Here is an 18,370-nt window from a genome sequence, read left to right as displayed (position 1 = left end):
TGTGAATACAACAATTAATGATAATAACTTGGGAATTTACTTAAGGAAGCGCAGAAAAGAAATGGGATTAACACTGCAGGAAACTGCTGACAAATTAGAAGTAACACAAGGATATTTTTCTAATATCGAGAATGGTAAGCGAACTCCATCGATTAAATTTATTACTAAAATAGCTGATCTATATTCTGAACAAATAATTGAGTTACTTAAACGTATTAGCAAGAAAACACAACCCATGCTAAATATAATCGAAACCAATGATGCTTTTAAAGATGCTCATAATTCCCCCGGTTATTATCACATAGTTAATTTAAGAATCGATTCAATGAAAACTCGATTAGAAATAGAAAGCGATTCAGGTATTTCAACAATTAAACAAAAAATGGTTGAAAAAGATGGAACTAATGATATTGAATTACTAAATAGATACGGGCGAGCGTTTGGTGTTAATGATTTATACGGCTTTATTTCCTCAAAAACCGATATTCCATATGTAAATTGGTGGGGCCAAGGAGGTATATTTGATGTTACCGAAGAAGAATATGCCAACTTAAATCACAAGCAGAAAACGATTTTATATCATTCATTAGAAAAACACGAAAATAGTAATATCCACTTAGACAGAGTATTAAATAGTGCTCAATATGTATATTTTAATGATAGGTTATTGACGGATGCGCAACGGGGTAAGATAAGTCGTATTTTAGAAACATTATTTGATGATGATATGTGAGGTGTAATGGATGGCTTATATTCGCAAAAGAAATGGTAAATGGAGTTTTACGGTAAACCTAGCTCAAGACCAAATTAGTGGAAAACGTAAGCAAATTACAAGATCAGGGTTTTCATCCAATAAAGAAGCACAACTGGCTGCATCCCAATTGGAACAGGACATCGCTAATGGCAGCCTAATAATGGAATCAAAAGTTACTTTTGGTGATTTTTTCAAGGATTGGCTTGCACATTATGAAAAACAAGCCAAAGTAAGCAGTGTTCGTGCCAGAGGGATTGCAGCTAAACATTTATTGGAAGTGTGGAGAAATCGTCGTTTATTCTCTATTACTAAAAAAATGTATCAAGATCGTTTGGATGAATTAAGTAAAAAGTATAGTCCCAATTATTTAGATAGCATTCATAGTACAGGGAATATGATTTTCAACTATGCACTTTCATTAGAACTAATTAAATCTAACCCTACCGATCACTTTAAAATGCCCATAAAGAAAATGGAAGTTGCAGATATTGAATCCGAAAATATAGAAGAAGGCTTTCTTGAAAAAGAAGAGCTTTCGCACTTCCTAAAAGTTACTGCTGAACACGGACTGGAAAATGACATGTTGATCTTTACAACGTTAGCTTATACAGGGCTTAGAATCGGTGAATTGGTTGCGTTGAAGTGGAGTGATATCGATATGAGCAAAAAAAGTTTGCGAGTAACAAAAACATACTACAATCCAACCAACAATAAGAGTGAATATACACTTTTAACACCAAAAACCAAAGGATCTATTCGAACAATCATAATTGATGATGTGGTTATTTCTTTACTAAAGAAACACAGGATAAAACAAAAAGAGCATATATTAAAATGCGGTTCTATCTACAAAGATGAAAATTTTGTATTTGCAAGTAAAGAAGGATTTCCGATGGTCATAAAACTTGTTACAACTAGGCTGCAACGCTTATTACCTAAATCCAATATAACGAAACATATTACCCTTCATGGTTTCCGACACACGCATACATCACTTTTAATCGAAGCGGGTGTAGGTATAAAAGAAATCCAACAAAGATTAGGGCATACCGATATAAACACTACGATGAACATTTATGCACATATGACGAAGAACATGGAAGAAAAGGCCTCCCAACAGTTTAGCAAACTGATGAAAGACCTTCTCTAAAATTAGTCATATGAGTTTTTTTACACTATAAAGTGGTCAAAAAGTGGTCATTGTCCATCATAAGACATCAAGACCCCTTATATATCAAGGGATTTTGGTACTTATTACATCATGCCGCCCATTCCGCCCATATCAGGCATCATTGGTGCGCCGCCTTTTTCTGGGATGTCTGCTACTACTGCTTCTGTTGTTAAGAATAGTGCAGCTACAGATGCAGCGTTTTGTAGAGCTGAACGAGTTACTTTTGTTGGATCTACGATACCAGCGTCCATCATGTTTACCCATTCGCCTGTTGCTGCATTGAAACCAGTACCGATTTCTTCGCGTTTTAGGCGGTCAACAACGATAGAACCTTCTAAACCTGCGTTGTTAGCAATTTGACGTACTGGTTCTTCAAGTGCACGAAGTACAATTTTAAGACCAGTTGCTACGTCGCCTTCTTGTGTTTCTGCAACTTCCGCTACTTTGTTATATACGTTTACTAGTGCAGTACCACCACCAGATACGATACCTTCTTCAACAGCTGCACGAGTTGCGTTAAGCGCATCTTCAATGCGAAGTTTGCGTTCTTTTAGTTCTGTTTCTGTTGCTGCTCCGACTTTCACTACAGCTACTCCACCAGCAAGTTTTGCTAGGCGTTCTTGTAGTTTTTCTTTGTCGAATTCAGAAGTTGTTTCTTCTAATTGAGAACGGATTTGAGCTACGCGACTAGCGATGCGTTCTGATTCTCCGTTACCTTCAACGATTGTTGTGTTGTCTTTTGTTACAACAACTTTAGAAGCACGTCCTAGTTGTGAAATATCTGTAGATTTTAATTCTAACCCTAAATCTTCTGTAATTACTTCAGCACCAGTTAGGATTGCGATATCTTCTAGCATTGCTTTACGACGATCTCCAAATCCTGGAGCTTTAACAGCTACAGCATTGAAAGTACCGCGTAATTTGTTTACAACTAGGGTAGCTAATGCTTCCCCTTCTACGTCCTCAGAGATTAGTAAAAGTGGTTTACCTTGTTGTACAACTTGCTCAAGAACTGGAAGAATTTCTTGAATGCTAGAGATTTTTTTATCTGTAATTAAGATATATGGATTATCAAGTACCGCTTCCATTTTATCTGTATTTGTTGCCATGTAAGCAGATGCGTATCCACGATCGAATTGCATACCTTCTACTACATCAAGCTCAGTTGTGAAGCCTTTAGACTCTTCAATTGTAATAACACCGTCATTACCAACGCGTTCCATTGCTTCAGCGATTAATTCGCCAACTTCACTATCACCTGAAGAAATAGCGGCAACTTGAGCGATAGACTCTTTACCTTCGATTTCTTTAGAGATTGCTTTAAGCTCAGTAACTGCTGCTGCAACTGCAAGGTCAATTCCTTTTCGAATTCCAACAGGATTTGCACCAGCTGTTACGTTTTTCAATCCTTCACGAATCATAGATTGAGCTAAAACAGTAGCTGTAGTAGTACCGTCACCAGCGATATCATTTGTTTTTGAAGCAACTTCTGCAACTAATTTTGCTCCCATGTTTTCAAATGCATCTTCCAATTCGATATCTTTTGCAATAGTTACACCGTCGTTTGTAATAAGTGGTGAACCAAATTTTTTCTCAAGAACTACGTTACGTCCTTTTGGTCCAAGTGTTACTTTAACAGCATCCGCAAGTTTATCTACCCCGCGTAGCATTGCACTACGAGCATCTTCACTAAACTTAATTTCTTTTGCCATGTTATAAGTTACCTCCTAATTATTATCTCGTGTTATATTAGTCTTTATTAGCCAATTACAGCTAGAACATCGCTTTCGCGTAATATTAAATATTCGTTACTTTCATATTTTACTTCTGTACCCGCATATTTAGAGAAGATGATACGGTCTCCTTCTTTCACGTCTAATTCAACGCGAGCGCCGTTTTCAAGTACTCGTCCAGTACCTATAGCAACAACTTTACCTTCTTGTGGTTTCTCTTTAGCAGAGTCTGGAAGTACGATGCCAGATGCTGTTTTTTCCTCAGCTTCGATTAATTCGATTACGATACGATCACCTAATGGTCTTAACAAGTGAAACTACCTCCCTAAAATAGTTGAATTTGATATTATTAGCACTCTCACTCTTTGAGTGCTAACACACTTATAATAATAATTAATCACAGAACATTTTGCAAGCGAGAAGGCTAATTTTTTCTTTTTATTGTCTATTTCCTATACAATGAAAGAGGAACCGCTATTTAGAGAGGAATCAAATAAAATGAAACAACAAAAAACAGGCTTGTATATTTTAATTGTGTATTGCTTGATGCAACTTTCCGGAGCACTTTTTGCACCACTAATATATAAAATGCTCGAATCTAGGGACGTCAAAGATGCTGAGTTACTCGCTTCAGGTTGGTGGGTATTCATAAGCATGGGGTTAGCCACACTCATCACCCTCCTTTTAATAAGAAAAAACACCATTTTCTTGTCTCCGTTGAAGGGGAAGCAGACAACATTCGGAAGAACAGTTGGTTGGGGAGTTATTGGATTCTTCCTCGTTTTATTAGGTCAAGGGATTGCAGCGAATATCGAAATAAAACTAGGTGTTGAACCTGGCTCTGAAAATACTGCCCAATTCATCGAAATTGCACATTCAGTTCCTTTAGCAATATTTTCGATTGTCTTATTTGCGCCAATTTTAGAAGAGTTAATTTTTCGCCGCCTTATTTTTGGTTCTTTATTGCCTAAAACGAATTTCTTTATTGCCGCAGCAGTTAGTGCAATTGTATTTGGAATTATTCACTTCGACTTCACGCACATACTACTATATGCGGTATCGGGGTTTATATTCGCTTTTATTTATCACAAGACGAAACGCATTATGGCATCTATGATTTCACATATGCTATTAAACGGGTTTGTTGTCCTCTTTCAGTTTTACGGTGAATCGATACAAAAATTTCTTGAAACATACTCCCAAATGCCATAAGAAAAGCAAAAGCGCCCAAACCTATTTCCAATCGTTTCCGGAGAGCTTTGGACAGTCTTGAGCTATATCATTACCGAAAGCTATAGAAGAGGCAGGTCGTGACTGACGTCACGACCTGCCTCTCTTTTCGATAATCTTACGGCTGTCGTCTGTCCTTCACTCTCCTCCAACTCCTGCGAAAAGCTCGTCGCAAAAATTAATTTCGCTACGCTCAGTCCAGGGTCAGATTTTAAAAAGAGATTTGATGAATGTCAAAGCATAGGGACTAATTGACAAGACATAAAAAAGCCTTCGACCATTTGGTCAAAGGCTTTTTTGTTATTCCATTTCTTTCATTTGCTCCGCTAGTAAATACTTACGGTATCCAATTCTCGAAATTCCAACACTAAGTTCATATAGAAGGAAAAACGGTACCGAAACGCATAAGTGAGACACTATGTCTGGTGGAGTGATGAATGCAGCGATTACAAATAAAACAAAATATGCATATTTTCTAACCTTTACCATCATCATCGGCGTTATTATTCCAAGTCTTGTTAGAAATAATAAGACAACAGGCAACTGAAATACTATTCCAAAAGGAATAGTTATTTGAAATAGAAAGTTAAAATATTCATTAATTCCAATAACTTGTACAATACCAAGATCACCTGATAGCTTCGTCATAAAATTTATAATGTATGGAAATAATACAAAATAAGAAAATGACATCCCAGCCAAAAACAGGATAAATGAATACGGAATATAGCTAAGAGTAGCCTTTCTTTCCTTTTCATGAAGTCCCGGACTCACAAATGACCATAATTGATACGACAGTACTGGAGAGGTAATTATTAAAGCTATTATAACAATGACTTTTAAGTAAATCATTATTGGGTCGGTTACTTGAAATGCATTTAATGTTAAATCTTTTGTATGCACATTATGTTGCAAAAAATGAATAAGCGGTTCTGCTAGAAAAAAACTTCCAGCAACTGCAAGAACAAAAAATACAACAGACACCCAAAGACGTTGTCTAAACTCTTCAATATGTTCAATAATAGTTAAATCTCTTTGATTCATTGGACATACATCCTAACTTACTTGTCTTCTAAGTTCTTTGGTTCTTCCTTTTTTACTTCGTCTTCCTCATCATCAGTAAGACCTTTAGTAGCATTTTTAAACTCACGTAAAGTTGTACCCATTGCTTTACCAAGCTCTGGCAACTTTTTTGGACCAAACAATAATAATGCTACGATACCAATGAAAATTAAACTTACTGGACCTGCACCCATGTAAGGCACCTCCTCTTGTAGTATAAGCTTATCTTACAACAAAAATAGTCATATGGCTATTTCTTAACACATGAAATATGTGACATTTTTAAGTCATTCTGAATGTTTGTTACGTATGAGATAAATAAGTGTTTGCACTTCGACAGACAGATCAATAGTATGTACGCGAATCGTATCTGGAACACTTAGTCTAACAGGAGTGAAGTTTAGAATACCCGTTATTTGTGTTTTCGCCAATCTATCAGCTACCTCTTGTGCAGAGCGACTTGGAACTGTGCATATAACTAATTCTATGCCATATTCAAGCAGTTTCTCTTCCATTACACTAGGGTTATAAACTGGAATATCACTTTTCATCATGCCTCCAACAGGAGCTTTTGTATCGAAGGCAACGACAATTTTTGTATTATGGTTCTTTTGAAAATTATATTTAAGAAAAGCCGTTCCTAAACTACCAACTCCAATTAGTGCAACGTTTGCCGCTTCGTCTTGATCGAGTGTTTTCCGAAAAAACTCCAATAAGTTAGCAACATCATATCCGTAACCTTTTTTGCCAAGAGCACCAAAGTGTGAAAAATCTCTTCGAATCGTAGCGGAATCTATTTTCATCGCATCACTTAATTCTTGAGATGAGACTCTTTTATGTCCAGCATTATGAAAGCTCTGTAAAAATCTATAATATAAAGGAAGCCTCTTTGTTGTTGCTTGAGGTATTTTCGGTAGTTCAGGTTTCATAAAAACACTCCTATTTCATTGTTTAGAAATGCGCAAAAAGCTCATGCCTACTTCGATAAGTAGATGTTCCTCTTTAAAGAATCATTTTTGACATCAACGAGCAACGACTTATGCCAGCTGCATGAGCAGGAGCACAGTTATCTTCTCTTATCGCATTCGAATCGATTATAACGAACTAAACATTCATCTCATTATAAAGCTATAGCGTTGCAACGACAAGACCTATCTATTACACTTAAGATAGAATTGAGGTGCGAATCATCGTGATTGTTTTACAAGTCAATCAAGTAACTAAATCCTTCAACGGAGAAGATATATTAACAAACGTAAAATTAGAAGTTCAAGACCGAGATCGGGTCGCTCTCGTTGGCCGAAATGGCGCTGGAAAGTCTACTTTACTTAAAATAATTGCTGGAGAAATGTCCTATGATTCCGGCGATATTATTATGCCAAAAAACATTCGATTAGGATATCTTGAACAACATGCAGGACTCGAATCAAAGCTCTCCATTTGGGAGGAAATGAAGTCAATATTTAGTCATCTTATTGATTCTGAAAAAGAGCTTCGTTCCTTAGAATCGCAAATGGCTGATCCTTCCGTATACGAGGATTCAGAAGCTTATGCTCGAGTAGCCGCGACATACGACGAACTACAACTTGCTTTTAATGAAGCAGGCGGTTATAGATTTGAATCAGACATCCGCTCTATCCTACACGGCATGCAATTCTTCCCAGAAGATTACGATAAACCTGTACAAGCACTATCTGGAGGACAAAAGACAAGACTTGCACTTGCAAAAATGCTACTTAGCAAACCAGATCTGCTTATTTTGGATGAGCCTACAAACCATTTAGATATAGCGACACTAAACTTCCTTGAAAACTACTTAAAAAATTACAGTGGAGCAATTTTAATTGTTTCCCATGACCGATACTTTTTAGATCAAGTAGTGAACTTCGTTTATGAGGTTTCTCGCCACAATGTTACAAGGTATGTTGGAAATTACAGCAGTTACTTAGATCAAAAAGCTAAGAATTATGAACGAGATAAAAAGTTGTATGAAAGACAACAAGAGGAAAAAGCGAAACTAGAAGAGTTCGTCAACAAGAACTTAGCTCGTGCTTCTACAACAAAAATGGCTCAGTCAAGACGCAAAGTCATAGAAAAAACGGACTGGATGGATTCACCAGACGGAGATGAAAAATCAGCTAATTTCGGATTTACAATTGACCGTCCAAGCGGAAACGATGTACTTCGTTTGGAAGAAGTTTCTGTCGGATATCCAAACAAAACCGTTTCCTCCAACATATCTTTTTCTGTATATAAACAAGATCGCATTGCACTAGTTGGTCCAAACGGAGTTGGTAAATCTACCTTACTGAAAACCATTATGAAGCAGCTTAATAATGCAGATGGTAAAATTCAATACGGCACAAACGTCCAATTTGGATATTACGATCAAGAACAAGCGGCACTCACTGGCAATAAAACAGTACTTCAAGAACTTTGGGATGAATGGCCTCTGATGAATGAAAGAGATGTCCGAACAGTATTGGGACGTTTCCTATTTAGCGGGGACGATGTTCAAAAAACAGTTTCTACTTTATCTGGTGGAGAAAAAGCAAGACTTGCCCTTGCAAAATTAATGCTATTAAAAGCAAACACCTTAGTTCTTGACGAACCTACCAACCACTTAGACTTAGATAGTAAGGAAGTTCTTGAAAATGCATTGCTAGAGTTTCCAGGAACAATCCTCTTCGTATCTCATGACCGATATTTTATAAACAGAATTGCAACAAAGGTTATAGAGTTATCTAATAACGACGCTGCTCTTTTCTTGGGTGATTACGATTACTACTTAGAAAAGAAAGAAGAATTAGAAGAAATTGCGCAAGAAAATGCAACAATTGTAGAAAAAGCAATAGTTGTGAAGACAAGTACTTCTACTATTGATAAAGAAGCGAAGAAAAAAGAGCGCCAACTTCGACGTCAACTAGAGGAGCTAGAAAGTCAAATTCCGGTTGTCGATTTAGAAATTGCTTCTATTGAAGAGAAACTTTGCGATCCAGAAATTTTTCAAGATCATGAAGCAGTCCAAAAGTTGCAACTAGAGTTGGACAGTTTGAAAGCAAAACAAGATGACTTGTCCAATGATTGGTTGGACTTACAAGAGCAATTGGAGGAAATTGCTCCAAATTAAAGGGATACCCGAGATGGGTGTCTCTTTTTTTGTTGAGAGCATAAGTCTGTGCTAAAAATGGTCTCGGGTCCAGCGCAGTTGGTCTCGCTTTCGGCAGAATTGGTCTCAACTTCGAGTAAACTGGTCTCGGGTCCAGCACAATTGATCTCGAAGTGCCATTTAGTGTAAATAAGTGCTCCTAGTTACCAGAATTCCATATCAAAAGGGCATTTTTGCATTTGTTCTCGGGTCGTGACAAATTGGTCTCGCTTTCGGCAGAATTGGTCTCGACTTTGAGTAAACTGGTCTCGGGTCCAGCACAATTGGTCTCGACTTCGTGTAAACTGGTCTCGGATCAAGCACAATTGGTCTCGAAGTGCCAATTAGTGTAAATAAATGTACCTTGTTTGCAAAGTTCAATATCGAAAAGTTCATTTTTGCAATTGGTCTCGGGTCGTGACAGATTGGTCTCGCTTTCGGCAGAATTGGTCTCGACTTCGTGTAAACTGGTCTCGGGTCCAGCACAATTGGTCTCGAAGTGCCATTTAGTGTAAATAAATGTACCTTGTTTGCAAAGTAGTTCCATATCGAAAAATTCATTTTTGCATTTGGTCTCGGGTCGTGACAAATTGGTCTCGCTTTCGGCAGAATTGGTCTCGACTTCGAGTAAACTGGTCTCGGGTCCAGCACAATTGGTCTCGAAGTGCCATTTAGTGTAAATAAGTGCTCCTAGTTACCAGAATTCCATATCGAAAGTTCATTTTTGCATTTGGTCTCGGGTCGTGACAGATTGGTCTCGCTTTCGGCAGAATTGATCTCGACTTCGAGTAAACTGGTCTCGGGTCCAGCGCAATTGGTCTCGAAGTGCCATTTAGTGTAAATAAATGTACCTTGTTAGCAAAGTAGTTTCAGATCAAAAAATTCATTTTTGCATTTGGTCTCGGGTCGTGACAGATTGGTCTCGCTTTCGGCAGAATTGATCTCGACTTCGAGTAAACTGGTCTCTGATCAAGCACAATTGGTCTCGAAGTGCCATTTAGTCTAAATAAATGTACCTTGTTTGCAGTGTTCCATATCCAAATAGTCTTTATTGCAATCCACATCGGAAAATAAGTCGAACAAAGTAGCAAACAACTTGTCGATTTTTGCCCATATATGTTGGTCAACCCTCTTTTTACAACTAAACTTTTTCCACAAATTTATTCACACAAAAAAACTAGTAATATCAATATATCAACAGGTTTATCCACATTGCCCACAGATCAAAAAGTTTTTTTTCCACAATGATGTAATTAAAAGAGATACTATATATTGAAAATACAATACTTACACACATGTTATCCACAGAATGTGTATAAGTACGAATGTTCTCTATTGACAAGCAGAATATTTCCTGTTAAAAAATCCTCTTTTCTTGTCGAAGAAAAGAGGATTTCGTTTACCAATTATGAAGTTCCATCCCTGGTCGACCATTCATCGACAAATCTCCTGTTTTTCTAGCAGAAAACATAGAGCTTCCTGCTGCCGCAATCATCGCTGCATTATCTGTGCACAATGAGATTGGTGGAACATAAAATGGAATGTTTTCTTTTACAAATGTTTCTTCGAGTGCACGGCGAAGCCCTTTATTCGCTGCGACTCCACCCGCTGCAATCACTTGCTTTACATTGAACTCACGGGCTGCTCTTAGCGTTTTTGCAGTTAACACTTCCACGACACTCTGTTGGAAGCCTGCTGCTAGATGGTTTGGATTGATATCTTCTCCGCGTTGCTCCGCATTATGTTGATAGTTAATAACAGCTGATTTCAACCCACTAAAACTAAAATCATAGGACCCTTCTTCGAGCCAAGCTCTTGGAAAAGGTACTGCTCCATCACTTTCATTTGCCAAACGATCAATATGAGGACCACCCGGATAAGGAAGGTTCAGTACGCGAGCAACTTTATCGTATGCTTCCCCAGCCGCGTCATCTCGCGTTTCTCCTATTAATTCAAACTGACCGTCTTCTTTCATTAATACAAGTTCGGTATGTCCTCCTGAAACTACTAGGGCAAGAAGCGGAAATTCCATTGGCTGCACAAGAGCATTCGCATAAATATGACCGGCAATATGATGCACTCCAACAAGTGGTAGACCGTTTGCGAAGGCAAATGCTTTTGCTGCATTTATCCCTATTAAAAGCGCACCTACTAGACCCGGTCCTTCTGTAACCGCTACTGCATCTAGATCGGTTGGTGTCATATTAGCTTGCTTCAAGGCTTCTTCGATGACAATTGTAATTTGCTCTACATGATGCCTAGAAGCAATTTCTGGAACAACTCCACCAAAACGCTTATGACTTTCAATTTGAGAAGCGACTACATTTGAAATGATTTCGTGGCCATTTTTTACAATGGATGCTGCCGTTTCGTCACAACTCGTTTCGATTCCTAAAATATATTGATCTTTTGTCATTTAAATTCCACCCACATTACAAGAGCATCCTCTTGCGTATCTGTATAATAATTTTTTCGTATGCCACCGTCTTGGAATCCTAATTTATAATATAAATTCTTCGCAATGTCATTCGTTACTCTTACTTCCAATGTCATAAGCACCACATTTTGTTCTAGCACTATACGAATTGCTTCACGCATTAAGCCTTCCCCAATTTTCTGTCCTCGCATACGATCCGCAACCGCTACATTTGTTATATGACTTTCATCCATTACTAGCCACATGCCGCAGTAGCCAATAATCTCCTTCGTTTCTGTTTCTGCCACAATATAATACGAATACAAATTAGTAGTCATTTCATGCTCAAATGCTTCTCTCGTCCAAGGAGTGGCAAAGGCTTCTTCTTCAATTAAGAGGACTGAATCAATATCCTCAATTGTCATTTTTCTATAAGTAATAGTTTGATTAGTTTCCATTTTTCTTCTGCTCTTTCATCCAGTTCGCCTCTGCTTCTGTCACACGTAAATACTCCGGGACAACCCCATGGACTTCAGTTGGTTCTTGCTTTTTTGCAAGTTCAATTAATATCGCGGCACTTGGCAAATCGAATGCTGCATTTGTACGTTGCACTTTGTCTCCAAGCACTTCTTTTATTTGTTCCCAGTGAATCGAAACATCCATTCCGACAAATAAAACCGGTTGTCCCATTTCATCCACTGTTTCGAGTAGTTCTACTAGCGACATATGTGCTTCCCTCACCACTTCGCCGTTCGTATAAATGCCCGCAAACACATTGCCGCGCCTTGCATCCATAATCGCACAAACAACTCCAGGGAAATAAGGTGCATTTCCAGCTAACACTTGTAAACTTGAAACTGAAACTATTGGGATATTCAATGTCCATGCAAGTGTCTTACCTATTGTTACCCCGATTCGCACACCAGTATAAGATCCAGGTCCTTTCGCAACCGCAATCGCATCAATCTCACCAGGCTTAATGTTTGCTTTTTTCAATAATTCTTCAATTGCAGGCATTGTTCCAATGGAATGGGTAATCTTAAGAGATGATTTATACTCTGCAAGTACTTGATCATCTTTCAAGACAGCTACTGCAAGCGGAGTATGTGATGTATCTATTCCTAACCAAATCATTCAAAAAGCTCCTCGCATAATTGTTCATATCGTTTACCAAAAGGCTCAAACGTAAACTTCCGCTTATCGTCTTTCAAGCGTAGTATTTGAATCGCCAAACGCTCTGGCGGTAAATCTTCTTTTATTAAATGGGCCCACTCGATAATACTTACAGCATCACCATAAAACAACTCGTCCCAACCTAAATCCTCATCACTATCTGCCAAACGGTATACGTCTAAGTGATTTAAAGGTAATCTACCTTCATATTGCTTTAATATAGTAAACGTAGGGCTATTTACGTTTCGCGTAATTCCCAAACCTTTTGCCACACTTTTCGTAAAGGTTGTTTTACCCGCTCCTAAATCTCCTTCTAATGTGAGCACATCATTTGGCTCAAGAAGGGTCGCTAGTTGCTTGGCAAGAGCCTCTGTTTCCTGCTCCGAATTAATTATCCGTTCATACATAATCGGTTGCTATCCTTTCAAGTACAATTCTATTTGCTTCTATTATAAAGAAATACATCGAGGAATGTAAGTATGCAGTCTTTAAGACAAAAAAAGACTAATAATAGAGAGTATCCGATCTCCCTTTATCAGTCTCGTTCGAGGATTATAGAACTTTAAATCCAAAGAGAGAATAATCCCTCTGTTACACCTAAGTTATACATATAATAAATACCGAAAACCAAGCTAACCCCACCTGCTAACACCGCTAACACTCTATTTACATTATATTTTTTAGAACTAAATACAAATGGAATACCAAGTATAGTTGTAAAAAACAACATCCCTAAAATAGTTCCTGCTCCAAAAACTAAAATATATACTGCAGCTTCCCAAAACGAATCTACAATTGTCATCGTCAATAATACCATTGCCGCACTACCTGCTAAACCATGAACTAGACCAATAGCAGTTGACTTTAAGTAAGACATTTTGTTACCTTTTTGTTCATTTTGCGTATGGTCATGTTGCTTTTTTTTGCGGAAATTAATAATGTTCGTGGCTCCTAAGTAAACTAGCATAATTCCAACTACAAATTCAAGAGACATAGACATTTTATCGGAAATTTCATTTTTCATTGCAATTAAAATTAGCCCTACAATGAACAATGTTGCAGTATGTCCAATGCCCCAAAAAACCCCTGCTAATGTAGATTGCCATAACTTTTTACTATTACTTGCAATGGTTGATACCGCAATCACATGATCTGGCTCAATGGCATGTTTAATACCAAGTAAAAAACCTATTGATAGTATTGAAAATAATGTTATATCCATTCACACAGCCCCTTTATCAATTTATATATATGACTATCAGTATTTCCTTAAAAACAAAGCCTTTTTAGCAAACCATTGTTGTCGAATGAAAGATGTACACACCTCTAATATTTCTTCAATTTGTTGTGTAGATGATGCAAGGATTCGAAGTGTAAATCCTGGTACAGATAACATGGACATGCCGATTTTACATTCCTTAATATGAGGTTCCAATTCTTCATACATCTGATTTAAAAACTGCTGCGTGCAATGATCACTGACAACAATCATTGAGCCTAAATGTGTGTAGTTTTCCATAAAGCCAATAGCATCAATTTGTAATTTGGCTGGTTGAAGCTTTAAGTGATCAAAAGCAATTAACTGATCTTCCATATAAATTTCATTTTTCAATTGTAAATAATCATACTTAAACCACTCACCATCAGGAGACCAACCTGGTGTTAAGATGTCTATATAAAGTAGTGTGGATTCTTTGTCCATCTTTATAACTGTATGCTGATGAAATTTTGCTTCGCGATAGGCAATTAGGGGATCAGGAATGTATTCAAGAATGCTCCCTTTTTTCAAGATAATTTCTGTTTCCTGCAAGACAGGAGGTTTTAATGTTCTATAAACTTTTGTGGCTGATTGAGTTGTTAATACTAACTCTGCCTCTTCTTCAAGCGTAACTTCTATTCGATAACGGTCACCACCTACGTAACCACCACCGGGATTCAAAATGTAAAAACACGCTTGCCCAGAATTATCTAGATATATCGGGCGCATCAGTTTTAATGCACCCTGGAAGTAAACATTTTTTGTAATCGTTTTTTTATTCTTCTTTTCCATAACAAGCTGCAATAGGCCCGTCCAATCTTCCATCTTATTTCAACCCAGTCAATAAAACATTTTTGCGAATCCAATCGATTACTTCATCTAACCCGGTGTTATCTTGAAGGTTAGTAAAAATAAATGGCTTGTTACCTCGAAATACTTTTGTATCGGAGGCCATCACGTCTAAGTTTGCATGAACATAAGGTGCTAAATCGATTTTATTGATTATAAATAAATCTGATTTAATCATTCCTTGTCCACCTTTACGGGGAATTTTTTCCCCTTGCGCAACATCTATAATATAAATGGAGAAATCAACTAATTCCGGGCTAAATGTTGCCGCTAAATTATCTCCTCCACTTTCCACAAAGATTAGTTCCAGGTCTGGATGGAGTTTTTTCAATTCCTCAATTGCTGCTGAGTTCATCGATGTATCTTCACGAATCGCAGTGTGAGGACACCCCCCTGTTTCCACTCCAATAATACGGTCTTCAGGAAGAACTCCATTTTTCATTAAAAATTTTGCATCTTCTTTTGTATAAATATCATTTGTAATTGCAGCCATACTAATCTCATCTGCCATTTGACGAGTTAACTTTTCAACTAACATTGTTTTACCAGCACCTACTGGTCCTCCAACTCCAATTTTTATCGGTTCCATAACGAAGACGCCCTTCCTAATCGAATTCCCCTTGGCGTATTGAGGTCCATTTTTTCTCGAGCAAACTCGGAAAGACATGGGACATCCACCAAGGATTTTAACTTTAAAACAGAAAGAGGCTGAATATAGTTAAGACATGAATATTCGGATATTCACTCTTTCATGCTTCATTTGAGCTATTTCTAAACCTGGTGCTACTGCTCCAAAGTCTTCCTCAGACAGATATCCTATCTTATTCGTTGCTTCTTGAATATATGATTGAAATTCTCGCAATAACTGCTGTCCAGCTGTTTGACCAAGTGGAATTCCACGAACTGCATTTTGAACTAATCCCGATATAGATGAATAAAGAAATGCCGAAATTCCTAAAGTTTTTGGAACATCTAATTGAAAAGCAATTATGGAGAATACAATCGCAGAGTGACCATACGACAATTCTTTTGACACTCTTTCTTTATACGTTTCTAATAATGAATTTGGGTATAATTCAACACCTAAAATAAGCATTCGCTCACCCATTTTATGTGCACCTTCCCTCGTTTCTCGAGACAAGTTTTGTACTGTAATACGCCGATCTAGATCCCATATCTTTTGATAATCTTCATTTGCTAGTGCTTCATAGACAAGTCGACAAGCAAGCCCGTCTGAATAGACGAGTTGCTCATCTAAGTACATTTTTAACCAAGTAGAAAAGCTTTTTTTATCCATGACTTTATTTTCTTGTATATATGTTTCTAGCCCAAACGAGTGACTAAAACCCCCCGTTGGTAAATTGGAATCGCATAATTGAAATAATGACAACATGCTAGTCATGACTATGTCCAATATGACGGAAAGCTTGTTTCACTTTGCGTCTGTCCCGTTTAAAAGGGATTTCAAGCTGTTCCAATAACTCTTCTACCAAATAGTCATATTGGACAAGCATTTGGCTTTCCTCAAATTGAGCTGGTAAATGTCTATTTCCTAGCTGGTGTGCGATTGTTCCCATTTCATGCATACTTCGAGGTTGAATAATTAATAAATCATCTGGGAGAACCTCCACGATGATCATGTTTTTCTCATCCATATAAAGCACGTCTCCGGCTTGTAAATCTTTCGCTTCTGTTAAACGTATGCCAATTTCTTTCCCATGATCGGTTGTGACCCGATTAATTCTTTTTACTAAGTCACTGCTTTCCATAAATATCTTTTCCTTATGTGTCTTCGCAATAACATCAGGATCTATATGATCGATATGCGCAACGACTCTTTCAATAATCATTTCATCACCTCAAAATAAAAAATATCGTTGCCCAATTGGGACCTCATCTACTGGATCACATATTAGATGTTCTCCGTTTACACGAACTTCATATGTTTCTGGATCCACATCAATTTCTGGTGTTGCTCCATTTAGTTTCATATCCTTTTTGGTTAAGTTTCGAATTCCACGAACAGGTAATATCGTTTTCTCTAGTCCAAGTTTTTCATGTACCCCTGCTTCATAAGCAGCTGTTGAAACAAATGTAATCGATGATTTATACTTCGCTTTTCCCATTGCACCGTACATTTTACGATAAAGAATAGGTTGAGGAGTCGGAATAGAAGCATTTGCATCTCCCATTACACTTGAAACTACAATTCCCCCTTTAAGGATCATGCTTGGTTTTGCCCCAAAGAATTTAGGGTCCCAAAGAACTAAATCGGCAAATTTCCCTACTTCAATTGATCCTACATATTCGGAAATTCCATGCGTAATGGCAGGATTTATCGTGTATTTTGCAATGTATCGTTTCACACGATTGTTATCTCCAACTCCTTTGTCTTCTTCAAACTTGCCGCGCTGTTTTTTCATTTTATCCGCAGTTTGCCAAGTTCGAATAATTACCTCCCCAATACGACCCATTGCTTGTGAATCGGAACTAGTCATACTAAAAATTCCCATATCTTGCAGAATATCCTCCGCTGCAATTGTTTCCGCACGAATACGAGAATCAGCAAAAGCAACATCCTCCGGTATATCTGGGCTTAAATGATGACATACCATTAACATATCCATATGCTCGATAACTGTGTTTTTCGTATATGGCAATGTAGGATTAGTAGAAGATGGAAGCACATTCATGTGACTTGCTACTTTAATAAGATCTGGAGCATGTCCTCCTCCAGCACCTTCTGTATGGTACGTATGAATAACCCGATCTTTAAATGAAGAGACTGTATTTTCTACAAATCCCCCTTCATTCAGCGTGTCTGAGTGTAACGCAACTTGAACATCATATTCATCTGCAACTTTTAGTGACATATCGATACAAGCGTATGTTGCTCCCCAGTCCTCATGCACTTTCAGCCCAATCGCCCCAGCACGAATTTGTTCTGCAAGCGGTTCTTCAGCAGCTGCATGGCCTTTTCCTAAAAAACCTACATTGATAGGCATATCTTCAGCAGCTTCAAGCATTCGATGAATATTCCATTCACCCGGAGTGACTGTTGTTGCTTTCGACCCTTCTGCCGGGCCTGTCCCTCCGCCTATTAGTGTCGTTAAACCTGCTGTTAACGCTGTTTCTACTTGAGCAGGATTGATAAAATGCACATGTGTATCAATACCACCCGCTGTCAAAATTCTATGTTCTCCTGCAATTATTTCTGTAGATGCACCAATGACAATGTCCACACCATCCATTACTAAAGGGTTCCCAGCTTTACCGATCGCAAAAATTTTACCATCTCGAATTGCTACATCAGCTTTGTAAATCCCTGTGTAATCTAGAACGACTACATTTGTAATAACTACATCTGGAATGTTTTCATCGCGTGTTACAAGAGGATGGCTTCCCATTCCATCTCGAATCACTTTTCCGCCACCAAAAACTACTTCATCCCCATAATTGCTGTAATCTTTTTCAATTTCAATGAAAAGTTCGGTATCCGCTAATCGAATAGCATCCCCTGTTGTCGGTCCATACATTGAAGAATATTGTTCTCTCGTCATTTTAAAGCTCATAGCA

At 37.8% G+C, this 18,370-nt stretch carries 19 protein-coding genes; 4 read left to right on the top strand and 15 right to left on the bottom strand.

Annotation, left to right across the window (positions count from 1 at the left end):
* Position 1 precedes the first annotated feature (1 nt).
* Positions 2-733 carry a helix-turn-helix domain-containing protein gene (locus tag ACFVR1_RS13735; RefSeq protein WP_387584783.1) on the top strand — a complete coding sequence of 244 codons (732 nt, stop codon included), beginning with the start codon at positions 2-4 and terminating at the stop codon, positions 731-733.
* 10 nt (positions 734-743) lie between these two features.
* Positions 744-1,904, top strand: coding sequence for a site-specific integrase (locus tag ACFVR1_RS13730; protein WP_387584782.1), 1,161 nt, complete (start codon positions 744-746; stop codon positions 1,902-1,904).
* A gap of 104 nt (positions 1,905-2,008) precedes the next feature.
* Here the strand turns inward: ACFVR1_RS13730 and groL are convergent, their stop codons facing one another.
* On the bottom strand, positions 2,009-3,637 hold the full coding sequence (groL, locus tag ACFVR1_RS13725) for a chaperonin GroEL (RefSeq protein ID WP_387584780.1): 1,629 nt from the start codon (positions 3,635-3,637) through the stop codon (positions 2,009-2,011).
* 47 nt (positions 3,638-3,684) lie between these two features.
* Complete coding sequence (gene groES, locus ACFVR1_RS13720; protein ID WP_387584778.1) at positions 3,685-3,969, bottom strand: co-chaperone GroES; 285 nt, start codon at positions 3,967-3,969, stop codon at positions 3,685-3,687.
* A 187-nt stretch (positions 3,970-4,156) separates the two neighbouring features.
* Between groES and ACFVR1_RS13715 the strand changes: the two genes are divergently transcribed.
* Positions 4,157-4,870, top strand: coding sequence for a CPBP family intramembrane glutamic endopeptidase (locus ACFVR1_RS13715; protein ID WP_387584776.1), 714 nt, complete (start codon positions 4,157-4,159; stop codon positions 4,868-4,870).
* Between the two features lie 318 nt (positions 4,871-5,188).
* Here the strand turns inward: ACFVR1_RS13715 and tatC are convergent, their stop codons facing one another.
* The 3 genes from tatC to ACFVR1_RS13700 all read right to left on the bottom strand — a co-directional run bounded on the left by tatC (position 5,189) and on the right by ACFVR1_RS13700 (position 6,879).
* Complete coding sequence (gene tatC / locus ACFVR1_RS13710; RefSeq protein ID WP_387584775.1) at positions 5,189-5,932, bottom strand: twin-arginine translocase subunit TatC; 744 nt, start codon at positions 5,930-5,932, stop codon at positions 5,189-5,191.
* A 17-nt stretch (positions 5,933-5,949) separates the two neighbouring features.
* Complete coding sequence (locus tag ACFVR1_RS13705; protein ID WP_387584773.1) at positions 5,950-6,144, bottom strand: twin-arginine translocase TatA/TatE family subunit; 195 nt, start codon at positions 6,142-6,144, stop codon at positions 5,950-5,952.
* Between the two features lie 93 nt (positions 6,145-6,237).
* On the bottom strand, positions 6,238-6,879 hold the full coding sequence (locus ACFVR1_RS13700; protein ID WP_387584771.1) for a redox-sensing transcriptional repressor Rex: 642 nt from the start codon (positions 6,877-6,879) through the stop codon (positions 6,238-6,240).
* A gap of 263 nt (positions 6,880-7,142) precedes the next feature.
* On the opposite strand from ACFVR1_RS13700, the gene ACFVR1_RS13695 reads away from it, so the two are divergent.
* Positions 7,143-9,080 (top strand): ABC-F family ATP-binding cassette domain-containing protein, encoded by a 1,938-nt coding sequence (locus ACFVR1_RS13695; protein WP_387584769.1) that lies wholly within the window; start codon positions 7,143-7,145, stop codon positions 9,078-9,080.
* 1,417 nt (positions 9,081-10,497) lie between these two features.
* Here ACFVR1_RS13695 and tsaD read toward each other — a convergent pair.
* From tsaD to ureC, 10 genes are all read right to left on the bottom strand, one after another.
* A complete protein-coding gene (tsaD, locus tag ACFVR1_RS13690; protein ID WP_387584768.1) occupies positions 10,498-11,514 on the bottom strand; it encodes a tRNA (adenosine(37)-N6)-threonylcarbamoyltransferase complex transferase subunit TsaD in 1,017 nt (338 codons plus the stop codon).
* Complete coding sequence (gene rimI / locus ACFVR1_RS13685) at positions 11,511-11,972, bottom strand: ribosomal protein S18-alanine N-acetyltransferase (protein ID WP_387584766.1); 462 nt, start codon at positions 11,970-11,972, stop codon at positions 11,511-11,513. Before rimI ends, tsaD begins: the two co-directional genes overlap by 4 nt.
* Positions 11,962-12,648: a tRNA (adenosine(37)-N6)-threonylcarbamoyltransferase complex dimerization subunit type 1 TsaB gene (gene tsaB / locus ACFVR1_RS13680; RefSeq protein ID WP_387584764.1), complete on the bottom strand. Its 687-nt coding sequence runs from the start codon at positions 12,646-12,648 to the stop codon at positions 11,962-11,964. Before tsaB ends, rimI begins: the two co-directional genes overlap by 11 nt.
* On the bottom strand, positions 12,645-13,094 hold the full coding sequence (tsaE, locus tag ACFVR1_RS13675) for a tRNA (adenosine(37)-N6)-threonylcarbamoyltransferase complex ATPase subunit type 1 TsaE (RefSeq protein WP_387584762.1): 450 nt from the start codon (positions 13,092-13,094) through the stop codon (positions 12,645-12,647). Before tsaE ends, tsaB begins: the two co-directional genes overlap by 4 nt.
* A gap of 155 nt (positions 13,095-13,249) precedes the next feature.
* A complete protein-coding gene (locus ACFVR1_RS13670) occupies positions 13,250-13,909 on the bottom strand; it encodes an urease accessory protein UreH domain-containing protein (protein WP_387584761.1) in 660 nt (219 codons plus the stop codon).
* A 36-nt stretch (positions 13,910-13,945) separates the two neighbouring features.
* A complete protein-coding gene (locus tag ACFVR1_RS13665; RefSeq protein WP_387584759.1) occupies positions 13,946-14,770 on the bottom strand; it encodes an urease accessory protein UreD in 825 nt (274 codons plus the stop codon).
* Between the two features lies 1 nt (position 14,771).
* A complete protein-coding gene (ureG, locus tag ACFVR1_RS13660) occupies positions 14,772-15,383 on the bottom strand; it encodes an urease accessory protein UreG (protein ID WP_387584757.1) in 612 nt (203 codons plus the stop codon).
* Between the two features lie 129 nt (positions 15,384-15,512).
* On the bottom strand, positions 15,513-16,196 hold the full coding sequence (locus ACFVR1_RS13655; RefSeq protein ID WP_387584756.1) for an urease accessory protein UreF: 684 nt from the start codon (positions 16,194-16,196) through the stop codon (positions 15,513-15,515).
* Entirely contained in the window at positions 16,189-16,644 is a 456-nt protein-coding gene (gene ureE, locus ACFVR1_RS13650; protein ID WP_387584754.1) for an urease accessory protein UreE, read from the bottom strand. Before ureE ends, ACFVR1_RS13655 begins: the two co-directional genes overlap by 8 nt.
* Positions 16,645-16,653: 9 nt before the next feature.
* Positions 16,654-18,366 carry an urease subunit alpha gene (ureC, locus tag ACFVR1_RS13645; protein ID WP_387584752.1) on the bottom strand — a complete coding sequence of 571 codons (1,713 nt, stop codon included), beginning with the start codon at positions 18,364-18,366 and terminating at the stop codon, positions 16,654-16,656.
* Positions 18,367-18,370 lie beyond the last annotated feature (4 nt).

Origin of the sequence: Psychrobacillus sp. NPDC058041 (genome assembly GCF_042885655.1) — a bacterium.
Classification (GTDB): domain Bacteria; phylum Bacillota; class Bacilli; order Bacillales_A; family Planococcaceae; genus Psychrobacillus.
The sequence above is the reverse complement of the archived record's forward strand: the minus strand, read 5'-3'. Positions and strand labels throughout refer to the sequence as shown.

What these genes read in the sequence shown, in the direction of transcription:
- ACFVR1_RS13730 (WP_387584782.1), top strand. Translation starts at nt 744, where the DNA reads ATGGCTTATATTCGCAAAAGAAATGGTAAATGGAGTTTTACGGTAAAC.
- groL (WP_387584780.1), bottom strand. Translation starts at nt 3,637, where the DNA reads ATGGCAAAAGAAATTAAGTTTAGTGAAGATGCTCGTAGTGCAATGCTA.
- ACFVR1_RS13715 (WP_387584776.1), top strand. Translation starts at nt 4,157, where the DNA reads ATGAAACAACAAAAAACAGGCTTGTATATTTTAATTGTGTATTGCTTG.
- tatC (WP_387584775.1), bottom strand. Translation starts at nt 5,932, where the DNA reads ATGAATCAAAGAGATTTAACTATTATTGAACATATTGAAGAGTTTAGA.
- ACFVR1_RS13705 (WP_387584773.1), bottom strand. Translation starts at nt 6,144, where the DNA reads ATGGGTGCAGGTCCAGTAAGTTTAATTTTCATTGGTATCGTAGCATTA.
- ACFVR1_RS13700 (WP_387584771.1), bottom strand. Translation starts at nt 6,879, where the DNA reads ATGAAACCTGAACTACCGAAAATACCTCAAGCAACAACAAAGAGGCTT.
- tsaD (WP_387584768.1), bottom strand. Translation starts at nt 11,514, where the DNA reads ATGACAAAAGATCAATATATTTTAGGAATCGAAACGAGTTGTGACGAA.
- rimI (WP_387584766.1), bottom strand. Translation starts at nt 11,972, where the DNA reads ATGGAAACTAATCAAACTATTACTTATAGAAAAATGACAATTGAGGAT.
- tsaB (WP_387584764.1), bottom strand. Translation starts at nt 12,648, where the DNA reads ATGATTTGGTTAGGAATAGATACATCACATACTCCGCTTGCAGTAGCT.
- tsaE (WP_387584762.1), bottom strand. Translation starts at nt 13,094, where the DNA reads ATGTATGAACGGATAATTAATTCGGAGCAGGAAACAGAGGCTCTTGCC.
- ACFVR1_RS13670 (WP_387584761.1), bottom strand. Translation starts at nt 13,909, where the DNA reads ATGGATATAACATTATTTTCAATACTATCAATAGGTTTTTTACTTGGT.
- ACFVR1_RS13665 (WP_387584759.1), bottom strand. Translation starts at nt 14,770, where the DNA reads ATGGAAGATTGGACGGGCCTATTGCAGCTTGTTATGGAAAAGAAGAAT.
- ureG (WP_387584757.1), bottom strand. Translation starts at nt 15,383, where the DNA reads ATGGAACCGATAAAAATTGGAGTTGGAGGACCAGTAGGTGCTGGTAAA.
- ACFVR1_RS13655 (WP_387584756.1), bottom strand. Translation starts at nt 16,196, where the DNA reads ATGACTAGCATGTTGTCATTATTTCAATTATGCGATTCCAATTTACCA.
- ureE (WP_387584754.1), bottom strand. Translation starts at nt 16,644, where the DNA reads ATGATTATTGAAAGAGTCGTTGCGCATATCGATCATATAGATCCTGAT.
- ureC (WP_387584752.1), bottom strand. Translation starts at nt 18,366, where the DNA reads ATGAGCTTTAAAATGACGAGAGAACAATATTCTTCAATGTATGGACCG.